Source organism: Candidatus Binatia bacterium (genome assembly GCA_026415395.1).
Classification (GTDB): Bacteria; Desulfobacterota; Binatia; order HRBIN30; family HRBIN30; genus HRBIN30.
Genome location: JAOAHD010000007.1, coordinates 109,091 through 121,833, shown reverse-complemented (window position 1 = coordinate 121,833; position 12,743 = coordinate 109,091). Strand labels below are relative to the sequence as shown.

General features: G+C 63.3%; 11 protein-coding genes. 7 read left to right on the top strand and 4 right to left on the bottom strand.

Going from position 1 to position 12,743, the window contains the following annotated elements; all coding sequences use genetic code 11:
- The first annotated feature begins 11 nt into the window (after nucleotides 1-11).
- From N3C12_05120 to N3C12_05105, 4 genes are all read left to right on the top strand, one after another.
- Nucleotides 12-824 carry an SAM-dependent chlorinase/fluorinase gene (locus N3C12_05120; GenBank protein ID MCX8071815.1) on the top strand — a complete coding sequence of 271 codons (813 nt, stop codon included), beginning with the start codon at nucleotides 12-14 and terminating at the stop codon, nucleotides 822-824.
- Nucleotides 778-1,818 carry a site-2 protease family protein gene (locus N3C12_05115; protein MCX8071814.1) on the top strand — a complete coding sequence of 347 codons (1,041 nt, stop codon included), beginning with the start codon at nucleotides 778-780 and terminating at the stop codon, nucleotides 1,816-1,818. The genes N3C12_05120 and N3C12_05115 overlap by 47 nt, the downstream gene beginning before the upstream one ends.
- Before the next feature lie 2 nt (nucleotides 1,819-1,820).
- A complete protein-coding gene (locus N3C12_05110; protein ID MCX8071813.1) occupies nucleotides 1,821-2,282 on the top strand; it encodes a dCMP deaminase family protein in 462 nt (153 codons plus the stop codon).
- 194 nt (nucleotides 2,283-2,476) lie between these two features.
- A complete protein-coding gene (locus tag N3C12_05105) occupies nucleotides 2,477-3,478 on the top strand; it encodes a zinc-dependent alcohol dehydrogenase family protein (protein MCX8071812.1) in 1,002 nt (333 codons plus the stop codon).
- Between the two features lie 152 nt (nucleotides 3,479-3,630).
- Here N3C12_05105 and argC read toward each other — a convergent pair whose 3' ends face one another.
- From argC to N3C12_05085, 4 genes are all read right to left on the bottom strand, one after another.
- The gene (argC, locus tag N3C12_05100; protein ID MCX8071811.1) at nucleotides 3,631-4,581 is read right to left on the bottom strand and encodes an N-acetyl-gamma-glutamyl-phosphate reductase; all 951 of its coding nucleotides are present in this window, start codon (nucleotides 4,579-4,581) and stop codon (nucleotides 3,631-3,633) included.
- Nucleotides 4,582-4,614: 33 nt separating this feature from the next.
- A complete protein-coding gene (locus tag N3C12_05095) occupies nucleotides 4,615-5,991 on the bottom strand; it encodes an aspartate aminotransferase family protein (protein MCX8071810.1) in 1,377 nt (458 codons plus the stop codon).
- Nucleotides 5,992-6,286: 295 nt separating this feature from the next.
- On the bottom strand, nucleotides 6,287-7,363 hold the full coding sequence (locus N3C12_05090) for a diacylglycerol kinase (protein MCX8071809.1): 1,077 nt from the start codon (nucleotides 7,361-7,363) through the stop codon (nucleotides 6,287-6,289).
- Between the two features lie 652 nt (nucleotides 7,364-8,015).
- Nucleotides 8,016-9,167 (bottom strand): A/G-specific adenine glycosylase, encoded by a 1,152-nt coding sequence (locus tag N3C12_05085; protein ID MCX8071808.1) that lies wholly within the window; start codon nucleotides 9,165-9,167, stop codon nucleotides 8,016-8,018.
- A 232-nt stretch (nucleotides 9,168-9,399) separates the two neighbouring features.
- Here N3C12_05085 and N3C12_05080 point away from each other — a divergent pair, with 232 nt between their 5' ends.
- From N3C12_05080 to N3C12_05070, 3 genes are all read left to right on the top strand, one after another.
- The gene (locus tag N3C12_05080; protein MCX8071807.1) at nucleotides 9,400-10,749 is read left to right on the top strand and encodes a hypothetical protein; all 1,350 of its coding nucleotides are present in this window, start codon (nucleotides 9,400-9,402) and stop codon (nucleotides 10,747-10,749) included.
- Nucleotides 10,746-11,777 (top strand): MoxR family ATPase, encoded by a 1,032-nt coding sequence (locus N3C12_05075; protein MCX8071806.1) that lies wholly within the window; start codon nucleotides 10,746-10,748, stop codon nucleotides 11,775-11,777. The genes N3C12_05080 and N3C12_05075 overlap by 4 nt, the downstream gene beginning before the upstream one ends.
- A gap of 70 nt (nucleotides 11,778-11,847) precedes the next feature.
- Complete coding sequence (locus N3C12_05070) at nucleotides 11,848-12,738, top strand: DUF58 domain-containing protein (protein MCX8071805.1); 891 nt, start codon at nucleotides 11,848-11,850, stop codon at nucleotides 12,736-12,738.
- Nucleotides 12,739-12,743: the final 5 nt, after the last annotated feature.

Sequence of the window (12,743 nt, the reverse complement as noted above, 5' to 3'; positions counted from 1 at the left end):
GGTCGGCGTCTATGCCGCGCGCGGGGATCGTAACGTTACTGACGGATTTCGGCTCGGCTGACCCCTACGTCGGCATCATGAAAGGTGTGATCCTAGCGCGGGCGCGCGACGCTGCCATTGTCGACTTGACCCACGAAATCCCCCCGCAGCAAGTGCTGCTCGGTGCCCTAGCGTTGCGGAGCGCGGTGCGTTTTTTTCCCGCCGGCACAATTCACGTGGCAGTGGTCGATCCAGGGGTGGGCTCAGAACGGAGAGCGCTCGCCATTGCCAGCGGCGGGCAAGTGTTTCTCGGTCCGGACAATGGGCTCCTCACCTTGGCGGCTGCCCGCAATCAGCGCGAGCAAGTGCGCGTGCTGGCAAACCGGTCGCTGTTCTTGCATCCCGTGTCGAACACCTTCCACGGTCGAGACATCTTTGCCGCGGTGGCTGGCCACTTGCTCGCTGGGGTGGACTTCAGTGAGCTTGGTCCGGAAGTACAAGACCCGATCGAACTGGACCTCCCGAGACCGGCGCCTGCGGGCAGTGCGCTGGTTGGCCGCGTTTTGTATGTCGACCGCTTCGGCAATTTGATTACCAACTTCGATGCAGCCAGCCTGGCGCACTTTGCTCCCGAGCGGCTTTGGTTTAGGATCCGCAACTCATGGATTCACGGACTCGTGCCCACGTACGCCAGCTTGCCCGCCGGGGGCTTGGGGGCGCTATTTGGCAGTTGGGAGCTCGTGGAGATCGCCCAGCGAAACGGCAACGCGCAACGCTTGCTGCAAGCAGGTGTCGGCGATGAGGTGGTGGCAACAGAACGGGATGCCCACGCCACCGGCAACTAGGGAAGGCGTGGAACCGATCACGCCCCGTGTCGATGATCGGTACCGCGTCTTGACCCCGCCGGCACCGCCGGCGCGACGACCGCGACTCTGGCTGCACTTAGTTCTGTTTCTCGTCACCTTCGGCACCGTGACCATCAATGGTGCTCTGCTCGAAGGTGTGGATTTATTGCAAAATCCGAGCGGCATTTGGGCAGGACTGCCCTTTGCAATTGCGCTCATGTCGATCCTTACCATTCACGAACTCGGTCACTATTTCACCGCCCGCTATCACCGCGTGCCGGCTAGCTTGCCGTATTTCTTGCCCGCACCGCCATTTTTTATCGGGACGTTCGGCGCCTTCATTCGCATGGAGGCAATTCCGTATAGTCGCGCTGCGCTGTTCGACGTCGGAGCCGCCGGGCCATGGGCTGGGTTTGTTGCCGCCGTGGTGGCCTTTGTCATTGGCTTGCAGCAATCCCGCATCGAACCGCTTCCTGCAGATGGCTTGGGGATCGAGCTGGGCGATTCCTTGCTCACCAAAGCGCTCGTGCAGTGGGTGCACGGCACGGTGCCCGACGGCTACGCGCTCTACTTTAGTCCCGTCGCCTTTGCCGGCTGGGTGGGCTTCTTCGTCACCGTGTTGAATTTGCTTCCCATGGGGCAGCTCGACGGCGGGCACGTAACTTACGCCTTTTTCGGTCGCCGGCATGCCCTGTGGGCACGCATCGCGTGGGTGGCGGTGGTGGCCTGCGCCTTGTTCTTCTGGCCTGGTTGGTACTTCTGGGCGCTATTTCCCTTGTTACTCGGTTTCGACCATCCGCCGACCCGCACCGACTGGATCCCGCTGCGCGGCTGGCGGCGGCTTGGGTTTCTCCTGACTTGCTTATTGTTCGTGGTGCTGTTCGTGCCGAAGCCAATCGCTCCCATGCAATCTCCACAATCGATGCAGCGCGAGGGTGTGCCGATGGAGCGAGAACGGGAAAATCTGCGAGAACTTGGTTTGCAGGAAGCGTAACCATGGCCAATCTCGTGCGTCCGAGCTGGGACCAGTATTTTCTCACCATCACGCGCACCGTTGCTGAGCGTTCCACCTGTTTACGGGCAAAGGTGGGGGCAGTAATCGTGCGCGACAAAAACATCCTCGCCACCGGCTACAATGGCGCGCCGTCTGGCCTGCCGCACTGCCTGGACGTTGGCTGCCTCATCTACCGTTCAACCACCCCCACTGGAGAGGTGGAAGAGAACTGCTTCCGCACGATCCATGCAGAAATCAACGCCATTGCGCAGGCGGCGAAAAACGGCACCTCGATCCGCGATGCAACGATTTACATCACCCACACCCCGTGCATCCACTGCTTCAAGGTTCTCGTGAACACCGGCATCGTGCGCATCTGCTACGAAAAGGAATACAAGCTGCACACGCTCGCCCCCTTTCTCGAGTACGCACCGCACGTGCGCCTGCACAAAGTCGAGCTCTAAACCCGCATCACGGGTTCTTGCGGCTTGCCGGGCATGGCGCTGCGAGCTCCGAAACACCTCGAATCAATCGAGCGGATAGTGTCGCGGCTTTCTCCAACACCCTCCCAGAGGCCCTTGGATCAGCGAGAGCAGCAAGTGGGCTGGGGCTTGCCAGCGCTCTTCTTCTAGCGAACAAGCATGTTGGAGAGTGCGACATGAAGGCAATGGTCCTGCGACAACCAAAGCCCATCGAAGAGCTGCCGCTCGAGCTCGCTGAGCTGCCCGAGCCTCAGCCTGGAGAGGGAGAACTCCTCGTGCGGGTCGAAGCTTGTGGCGTTTGCCGCACTGACTTGCATGTAGTGGAAGGCGACTTGCCGCCGGTTCGCGACTCCGTTGTGCCGGGCCACCAAGTGGTAGGCACAGTGGCGCAATTGGGTCTGGGAGCCAGGCGTTTTCGTGTCGGCGATCGTGTGGGGATTGCTTGGCTTCGGTGGACCTGCGGAACTTGCCGGTACTGCAGCACCGGACAGGAGAACTTATGCCCGAACGCGCGCTTTACCGGTTACCACGCGGACGGCGGCTACGCCGAGTACACCGTCGTACCAGAAGAATTTGCCCACCCGATCCCGCCTGAACTTGGTGCTGCCGAGGCCACACCGCTGCTTTGCGCTGGCATCATTGGCTACCGCGCACTGCGCCGCGCCGAAACGCGTCCGGGTTGCCGTTTAGGAATGTACGGCTTCGGTTCCTCGGCCCACATTGCCATCCAAGTAGCGCGTCACTGGGGGTGCGAAGTGTACGTCATGACGCGCGAGTCAAAGCACCGCGAGCTCGCACTCGCCTTGGGTGCGGTGTGGGTAGGGGACTCCCAGGACAAGCCGCCCGTGCCACTCGACTCGGCCATTTTGTTCGCTCCCGTGGGCCACCTCGTACACCCCGCTCTGGAAGCGCTCGATCGCGGCGGCACGCTAGCGATTGCCGGAATTTACCTGACCGACATTCCTCCGCTCAATTACGAGCGCCATGTGTTTTATGAAAAAAACCTGCGCAGCGTCACTGCCAACACCCGCGCTGATGCGGAAGAGCTGCTCGCCCTCGCCGCAGCCATTCCGATCCGGGCACGCGTCCGGGTGTTTCCGCTGCACGAGGCCAACGAGGTCCTCCGGCGGCTCAAGTTCGACGGGCTCGAGGGCACGGGCGTGTTGGTAATGGCATAGCCGCGCCCTTGCAGCGCGCGGAGGAACCGCCCCTCGACACACAAAGGCGCCCAGCGCTAGCGGCGCGTCCACCCCGACTACGAGCCCGCTGAGCTCACTTGTCAGCTAGCTCCGGCGCTCTCAAAGAAGGGCCCGCCCAGCCGTGCGCGACTTCACGCAGGCAACCCAGTGTGCGCCGGCAAACCCAACATGAGGTTCAGATTTTGAATCGCGCTGCCGGCGGCACCCTTGCCCAAGTTATCCAGCACGGCAACGAGGAGCACGTGCCCCGAAGGATGAGGGATCGCGTGCAACTCCATGCGGTTGGTGTCGTTGCAAGCAAGCGGGCTCAGCGCGTCTTCGGCCAGCTCGCCGTTTTCGCTGTAACGATGGAGACGCACGAAAGCCTGCCCGTCGTACCGCTCCGCCAGGGTATCCCACACTTGCCGCGGCGTGCCGCGCAGGTGTCGCGCGTGCAGGGGAATTTGCACCCGCATCCCGCAGCGAAACGGCCCCACTGCGGGTTCGAAGTACGGTTCCGTAACGAGCCCCGTGTAGCGCATCATCTCCGGGATATGCTTATGAACACGCTGCAGGGCGTAGGGTGCCTCGTAGGGCAGTTGGGCAAGCCCCGCTTCGGGGTCTTCCCAGCGCTCGATCAGTGCCCGACCGCCACCCGAGTAGCCGGAGAGAGCATGGCAAACCAGCGGAGCCTCGGGCTCCACGAGACCAGCATCGATTAACGGACGAACCAAAAGGATAAACGCGGATGCATAGCAGCCAGGATTCGCGACCCGCGTGGCGCCACGAATCGCAGCTTCCTGTTCTGGGCTGAGTTCCGGGAGGCCATACACCCAGTCCGGATGTACGCGGTGGGCTGTGCTGGCGTCGATTAGGCGCGTGCCTGCCTTTGCCGCCCACTGCGCCGCTTCGCGCGCAGCCTCGTCGGGTAGGCAGAGAATCACCACGTCCGCGGCGGCCATGGCTTCGTAGCGGGCTTCCGGATCTTTCCTTTGGGCGTGCGGCAGCACAATGAGGTCGAGATCGCCGCGCCACGACAGCCAGTCCCGGATTCTCAGACCGGTGGTACCCTCCTGGCCATCCACGTAAATTTTCGGTCGCATGGGGCTTACGTGTAGGGGCTCGCTGCCGAGGGCTCAACCGTTTGCCCGACTGGCGCGCGTCCCCGCGGTCGCCTGCTCCGAACTCACCGCTGCAATTGCCTGGTCCAGCGTGTCGACGATCTGGCGAAGTTCGGCCGTCTTCACCACGAGCGGCGGGCACAGGGCGACCACATTTCCACTCGCACGCACGATCAGGCCGCGTTCCAAGCACGCTTGCCGGACCCGCACCGCAAAGGGCCACTGCCCACCTCCCGGCGCGACTCCTTCGTGGAACTCAACCGCAGCCATCAGGCCAATCACGCGGGTTTCGCGCACGGTCGGATGGCGTCGCACCGGTTCCAACAATTTTGCGAAGTAAACCTCCAGGCGGCGTGCTCGCGACATCAACCGGCGGCGGCGCATGAGATTCAAGTTGGCCAAGGCCGCCGCACACACCGCTGGGTGTCCCGAATAAGTAAAGCCGTGGTGGAGAGAAAAATCCGGGCCGGCCTCCACCAAGGTGCGATAAATCTCTTCGCTCAGCAAAACACCACCCAGCGGCAGGTACCCACTGGTGACACCTTTCGCGAACGAGATTAAGTCCGGTGTCACCCGCCAACGCTGGATTCCGAACGGGTAACCCAGCCGACCAAAGCCCGTGATCACCTCGTCGCAGGCAAACAAGATGTTGTGTCGCGTACAAATCTCGCGCAGGCGCTGGTGGTACCCGTCTGGCGGCACGATAACTCCGCCCACGCCTTGAACAGGTTCCACCAAAATGGCACCGATGGTGTGCGCCCCCTCGCGCTCGATCGTTTCCTCCAGTTGGTTGGCGCAAGCCAGGCCACAGGCTGGGTGCTCGAGTTCGAGCTCGCAGGCGCTGCAGTGCGGGCGCGGCAACCGCAACACGCCCTCCATCAGCGGCTCGTAGTATTGGTGGAAATACGGCAGGCCGGTCAGACTCGCAGCGCCCGTCGATGAGCCGTGGTAGCCGCGGTTCAGGGTGACAATCCGGTATTTTTCTGGATGCCCTTTGAGCCGCCAATAAAGGCGCACGAGGCGGATGATCGACTCATTGGCTTCCGACCCGCCGGAGGTAAACAGCACGCGGGTGAGGCCGCGCGGGGCAAGCCGCACGATGCGGCGGGCAAGCTCTTCAGCCGGTTGCGAGGAAAATCCCAGAAGGGTGGGCGCATAGGCAATGAGATCCATTTGCCGCGCGACCGCGCGGGCGATGCTCGACTGCCCGTGGCCGACCGCCACGTTCCAGAGCGAGGCAAGCCCATCGATGTAGCGGCGCCCATGTTGGTCCCAAACGTAAATTCCCCGCCCCTTCACCAGCCTCAGCGTGCCCTGCTGCATCAGATGGTATGGTGATGCGAAGCCACACACCAAGTGGCGAGGGGCAAAACGATGCACGGTGTCTGTCATTGCGTCTCTCCTCGAGCAATTGCACAGGAGAAGACCGCCCTCGCACCGCTCCGCCACACAACTCCTGTGTGCGATTCGACAAGCCGCGGACGCTGCTCATCTCCGCGTCCACGGCGGAAAACGTGTGTTGTGGGCTGTTGCGACACGGCGCCCCTTATACCGAACTCCGCCGTAAGAAACGAGGGCTCCGCGCAGAACCGGGCCTGCGCATTGCGCGCGAAAAACTCAGGGCATGTGGGTCGAAAGCTAAAGCGGCGTGCACGCCGACCATCGCTTCGCCCTCGCTCCGCTGAGTTCAGTTGCCGCGCACCCGCAAGGCATGACGGCCCGGGGTCAACGGCAAGTCAAGATAGGTTTTCACGCCCGGGCTTGCTTGGCACAATGCAGGAATGGCGTTCACCAGACGCATGGCCGTCGCCACGCAACCGTCGATGTTGTGGTCGACGCTGTGGAAGCCCACCTGCAAATCGCACCGTAGCGAAGGCATGCCTTCGATGGTCACCCGATAGGTCCCTGGCCCGACACCTTGTGGCCAGTGCGGTGCCAAATCGTCGCGCAGGCGGGTGACGTGTTCCACCACAATGCGTGGCTCCCCACCGACCATCCCCATGACTTCGAAGCGGAGTGCCGCCACCGTACCCTTGCGAATCGTTCCGCAGGAAATCGCGAAGTCCTCGGGCGCAACTTCGAGTTCATGGCGCTGCTCGATTCCGTCCAGCTCGACCCCCAAAGCATCCGCCACCATGCGCACCGACGCACCCCACGCCATCGATAAAGCACCCGGCATGAGCAAGGGCACCGGTGTTCCCGGTGGCTTACCGAAGCCCATCACCTCGAAAAGCGTTTGCGGCTGATCGTAGGTGGCGTAATTGAAAATCTCCTGTGCGCGGATGGAATCGATACGCTCGCACAAACTCGAGAGCGTGATCGGCAGCGCATCGGGGGAAAAGCCTGGATCGATGCCCGAGCAGTAAAAACTCGTCTGCCCGCGACGGCAGGCCTCTTCCAGTTGCTCGGCAAACGCGGGGACGACCTGCCAAGGGTAAATCAACGGCACGAAGGAACTCGTGACGACGTTCTTTCCCGCGGCCAATAGCCGGCACATATCTTCAATGGCCTCGGCCGGCCGGTAGTCCGTCGCACCGGTGTAACAGACACAGTCGGCCGGTGTGGCAATGAGCGCCTCTGCATCGTTGGTGGCCTTGATGCCGATTGGGGGAATGCCACAGAGCTCGCCCGCGTCGCGCCCAACTTTCTCTCGGCTGGAGACCCAAACCCCCACGAGCTCCAGCTCGGGATGCTGGGCAATGGCACGCAAAGCATGCTTGCCGACATGCCCAGTGGCCCATTGAATGACTCGGTATTTCCGCATGTGCACCTCGCGCTGCTCGGCGTTACTGCATCGTCGCGCGGAACTCAACACGGTGGCACCATCCCGGAGCGCGTCTACTCCTTCCGCGGTGCTGAGAGTGAGGTGCGAGTGGCGAGCGGAGCATGGAGAGTGGTTTGGATCCACTTGGATCCACAGTAGTGCTGCGACCGATGCCACGCGCCTGGCCATCGCGGCACCCGCCTTCGACATGGTCGTAAGGGCGACGCATGCGTCGCCCCTACGGTGCTACAGCGCGGCACCGTGCCCATTCGAGCACTGGCGCCCCTTCACCCTGTTTCCCTCCCCCCCTCACGGGGGAAAGGGATGATCTCTTGCTGGGCTCTGCACGTTTGCCGCACGTGTACTCACCCCGCGATATGACCCTACACCCTCGCGCCCCAGCGGGAGAGAGTACGGCGTTAGCCGCGGGTGATGGGGCGACCGGGGAGCAGTGAGCACCGAGTGGCGACCGGTGGGAAATAGCGAATGGTGAATGGCGGGCCGGGAAGACGCGGATTCCCCATGGTGTGGCGACCGGTGCAACGCGCGTTGCCATCCGGGGACCCGGGACCAACGCGATCGTCGGGGCGAAGCATGCGTCGCCCCTACAACGCGAGCGCCGCCACGCTCCTCCTTTCGGCTGCGTGTCACCCTAGGCAAGCGTGGTACGCAGTAACACCTCGCCGGAGGATCGCTCCCAAAGCTGCCATGCCTTGAGAAGCAACGATGAGCGGCCGAGGCGTTGCAACTCGCCCGCAGTCACGAGGCGGCGCTCGCTCCCCGGAGGCGCAGCACGGAGCCAGCGCTCGATTTTCTTCGGCGATTCGCTCCGCGCCCGCACCTCTGCGCGAAAGCGGCGCTTCACAATGGCGTGGTGGAAGGAACCGAGAACCAACGCCTGGCCGACATCCTGCTCACGATTGTCTCGACCACGCTCACGCACGATGGGCATCCACAGGTGCCGGAGATAAGGGAACGCCCCGCGCTCAACGAGCAACTGACCGGTCGGCGCAAATACCAGATCGACCACAAGTTCGATCACCGGCTCGGAGCGGCGCACACCAACTGGCGGTGCCCCTGCCAAAATTTGCGCAGCGCTTCCTGCGCTCGGACAACGAGCCTTCCACGGGCATCGCTCGCACTGGGCGGTGCGCGGGGTGCAAATGCGCTGCCCGAGTTCCATCAGCGCTTGGTTCCAATTCCCGGGCGCACGTCGAGCAAGAAGCCGCGCTGCCGCGCGTTGAATGATTGCGGTGCCGGTTGCGCTTTCGCGGCCCAGCAGCCTGCGCAGCACCCGCCGCACGTTGGCGTCGAGCGCGGGGATCGGTTTCCCATAGGCAATCGACAGCACTGCGGCTGCAGTGTACGAGCCCACTCCGGGCAGTTTCTGCGCAACCGCCGGATCGCGCGGAAACTCGCGATAGCCGTGCTGCACTAACCAACGCGCTGCGCGGTGGAGGTTCCGCGCCCGCGCGTAATACCCGAGGCCGGACCAGGCGGCGACAACCTCTTCGGTATCGGCTGCAGCCAACCCTTCCAGTGAAGGGAACCGGGCAACAAACCGCGGAAATGCCGTGGCTACAACCTCCACACGAGTTTGCTGCAACATGACCTCCGCAATCCACACCTGGTACGGGTTGGACGACGCTCGCCACGGCCACGGCCGCGCCTGCTGCCGGTACCAGCGGAGCAAACGGCGGCGAAGCCAAACGACAAAATCCTCACTCAGCGGATCGAGAAGCTCCTCACCACCAACCCTCACCCGAGCAACCGCTGTGGGGCGTGAGCCCATCCGACGCAGCATGAGCCGCGGAGCTCTCCTGGGAGTGTTTCTACCTCGCTCAGCCACAACACGACCACCCGAGTCGACGGTTACCAGGGCTACCACGCGCGCGTTGCTGAGAGCAACGTCTCTTCCGGCGAACGTAGGCCAACCAGGGCGACGCCCAATTCACCGTGGCGCCAACCGCGGATCGGCTGGCGGTGCGTTGACCCCTCCAAAAGGCGTCGACTATGTTCGGTGCGTGAGTTGAACCATGGCCGCCATTTCTCTGAGCGCGCGCGACATCGAAGAGCGCCTGCAGGCAATTGTCATTCGCCTGCAAATGCGGGTGCGATTGCACGCCCTGGGCTACGCGCTCGGAACCACACTTGCGGGCTTCGGCGCGGCGGTGTGGTACTTCGACCACAGCGCCTTCGCCCACCACTGGGTGTGGTTCGCGGTGCTCTTTTGCGCTCTTACAATACTGCTCGCCGCCATCATCAGCGCGTTAGGTGAGCGCGAGCTCGATCCCAAGGCCATCGCCGCCTGGGTGGACCGCCAAGCGCAACTCGATTTGCGCTTAGCGACTTTTGTGGCGATGGCCGAGTTGTCCCAACGCTCGCCTCTATTTTCCGTGCTCTTGCTGCAACTGCTCCGGCTGGCGCCACGTTACGAGCCCACCAAACTTGTTCCTTGGCGTCCGAAAAAACCCTTGCTGGTATTGGCGGGCGGACTTCTTTTGTTCACCTGGGCGTGGACTCACAGCAACCCAATCCACGCCGAGCGCGAAAAACTTGCAAGCGCTCCAGCCCCTGCCATTCGGGCACAGGCTGATTCCAATCATGCTGCAGAGGCCGCAGGGTCGCAGCCGGTAGCCCCTAGCGAGTTCGACACGGGCGTTGGTTCCGCGGACTCCGGGGAACAAAGCTCTCAGGCGAGCAGCGATACAACCACCGTAAATCACGCCGCCGAAAGCAGCACTGCGCGTTCCGCCAGCAACGCACGCCGAGCACCGGGCATTGCCAAAGCTCATCGCTCTCGCGGCCACGGCCAGGATCAAAGCGAGAGCCACGAACGGCTGTTCGAGAGCAACCCCAGGCAAGGGCAGAGCCCGCAACAAAAGCTTGCTGGAGCGCGCGAGCCGGGTGCGGGCCGCGAGCCAGTTCGGGATCAGGCAGCGGGAGAGCAAGAGCAGCGGCAATCTCCTAGCGCGCTTGCATCCGCCGGGCGCGAGCGTGCGCGGGAACAAGGTGAACGGGAATCGCAACCGAACCCTCTCGAGCCTCGACAGCGGCCCGAATCGCCGGCCCCGCGCTCGGGTGCACAGGGCTCGGCGGGCAGCGGCACCGATGGCGCAAGCTTGTATGCGGCAAGCGCTGATCCAGCAGCTTCGTTCAGTGGCCGTCGCGGAGAGCCGCTCGTCGTTCAGCTCCCGGTGGCAAACTCGCTTTCCCTTGGCAGCCAAAAGCAGGGCCAGCGAAACCCTGCCGGAGCGGCAGGATTCAGCGACACAGCAGCCGAAGGCGATGCCCGGTCAGCCGCGGCGTTCGTACAAAAACCGCTTCTGCCGCCTGAATATGAGGCACTGGCTAAGCAGTTGTTCTCCAGGTCGCAGCGTCCATGAACCCACCGCAACGCAGCATTCAGGTTTTCGTGGATACCTTCAACCGCATGCGCTCAGAGCTCGGGCGCGTCATCGTGGGGCACGAGGAGCACCTCGAGCTAATTCTCATTGCCTTCTTTGCTGGCGGGCATGTGCTGATCGAGGGACTGCCGGGAACCGGCAAAACCCTTATTGTTCGTAGCCTCGGAGAGCTCTTGAACCTGAGCTTTGCTCGAGTGCAGTTCACCATCGACTTAATGCCCGCCGACATCACGGGCACGCGCATTTTGATCGACGAAGGCGGCCAGCGCACGTTCCGCTTTCAGCCCGGGCCATTGTTCACGCACGTGCTGCTGGCCGACGAGATCAACCGCGCCACTCCGAAAACCCAGTCGGCCTTACTCGAGGCCATGGCTGAGCTTCAAGTCACCGTGGCGGGGCAATCCTATCCGCTGCCGCGACCGTTCTTCGTTCTCGCAACGTTAAACCCCATCGAAATGGAGGGCACCTATCCGCTGCCAGAGGCTCAGCTCGACCGCTTTTTCTTCAAAGTGGTCTTACGTTATCCGACGCACGATGAGCTCCGGCGCATTCTCGCCCGCACCACCGGAGAGAGCGAGGTGCATCTCGCTCCGTTGTTCGAGGCGGCAGTTGCGGCGCAGGAAATCGAACGGCTGCGGGCGCTGGTGCGGCAAGTCATGGCAGCGCCCCGCATCGAGTCGTATGCGGCCGCACTGGTGCAGGCCACCATGCCGTCGACTTCGAAGTTCGTGCCCGCCGGCGACGCCCCTTTGGGTCCGGATGAAAAAATCGATCGGTACGTAAGTTTCGGGGCAAGCCCGCGCGGAGGGCAAGCGCTGTTGCTCGGGGCTAAGGTGCGCGCCCTACTCGATGGTCGCGTGCACGTCACCTACGACGACATCGACGCCGTGGCGGTGCCCGCACTGAGCCATCGCATGGTCGTCAACTTTGCCGCGCTGGCGGAAGGCATCGAAGCGGGATCGCTGGTGGAGGGAATTTTGGAACGGGCCCGGCGCTTGCGAGCTTGAGGCAGGTATGTTGCGCGTTGGTCGAAGCCGTGCTCAGCCCCCACTACGGTCGGCGACGGAGCGACCTGTTTTGCTCGACCGGGAGTTTGTCCACAAGCTCGACCGCTTGCAGTTGATCGTTCCGCGCCCGACCTCGCTGCGCGAAGGGCAGGTCCGAGCCCGCAGCTCCCCGGCCCCACAAGGCTTCGAGGTGCACGGATTTCGTCCGTACGCTTGGGGTGAAGACCTGCGCCACCTCGACTGGAACGCTTACGCGCGCACGGGCGAGCTGCTGGTTCGCGTCTTCCGTGCCGAGCGCGAAAGTGCTGCCTATCTTCTGCTCGACACTTCCGCCTCGATGGCTGTTGCGCACGCGGACAACAGCGTCCATAACTTTGCCTGCCGACTTGCAGCCGCGCTCGCTTACGTTTGCTTGCGGCGAAACGAGCCGGTGGCGCTGGCTGCACTGGCGGCATCGCCACCCCACTGCCGAATTTCTCCCCGGTGGCGCCAGCGCGAGCGCGCCTTAGAGGCGTGTCGCTTCCTCGAGGCGCTAAGTCCCAGGGGCCGCCTGGACCTAACCGCAGCAGTGGCCAGTTTTCTCTCCCATCCACTCCTTCCCGGTACGGTCCTTATACTCTCCGACTTCTATTACCCACCCGAGGAGTCGCTGCGGGCCCTGGCGTGGTTAGCCGCCCGACGGCTCACGGTGGTGGCTCTCCACCTGTTGCCGAGCAGCCACCTCTCGCCGCCGGTGCCAAACGGCGTGCTTACCGTGCGCGACGCGGAAACCGGGGAAGAGCGCACGTTGCAGTGGGATGCCGCAAGCCGCACTGCGTATCAGCAAGCGTTGGAGCGCCATCTCGCCGCGTTGCGCGCTGGGTGTCACGAGCGAGGGTTCTATTACGCACGCCTCGATCCGGAGGCCGGCTTAGAGACGTGCGTCCTCGGTTCGTTGGTGCAGGCCGGCGTGCTCGGGTAACGATC

Coding starts and splice junctions, on each gene's coding strand:
- N3C12_05120 (MCX8071815.1), top strand. CDS start 12: ATGCCGCGCGCGGGGATCGTAACGTTACTGACGGATTTCGGCTCGGCT.
- N3C12_05115 (MCX8071814.1), top strand. CDS start 778: ATGAGGTGGTGGCAACAGAACGGGATGCCCACGCCACCGGCAACTAGG.
- N3C12_05110 (MCX8071813.1), top strand. CDS start 1,821: ATGGCCAATCTCGTGCGTCCGAGCTGGGACCAGTATTTTCTCACCATC.
- N3C12_05105 (MCX8071812.1), top strand. CDS start 2,477: ATGAAGGCAATGGTCCTGCGACAACCAAAGCCCATCGAAGAGCTGCCG.
- argC (MCX8071811.1), bottom strand. CDS start 4,581: ATGCGACCGAAAATTTACGTGGATGGCCAGGAGGGTACCACCGGTCTG.
- N3C12_05095 (MCX8071810.1), bottom strand. CDS start 5,991: ATGACAGACACCGTGCATCGTTTTGCCCCTCGCCACTTGGTGTGTGGC.
- N3C12_05090 (MCX8071809.1), bottom strand. CDS start 7,363: ATGCGGAAATACCGAGTCATTCAATGGGCCACTGGGCATGTCGGCAAG.
- N3C12_05085 (MCX8071808.1), bottom strand. CDS start 9,167: ATGCTGCGTCGGATGGGCTCACGCCCCACAGCGGTTGCTCGGGTGAGG.
- N3C12_05080 (MCX8071807.1), top strand. CDS start 9,400: ATGGCCGCCATTTCTCTGAGCGCGCGCGACATCGAAGAGCGCCTGCAG.
- N3C12_05075 (MCX8071806.1), top strand. CDS start 10,746: ATGAACCCACCGCAACGCAGCATTCAGGTTTTCGTGGATACCTTCAAC.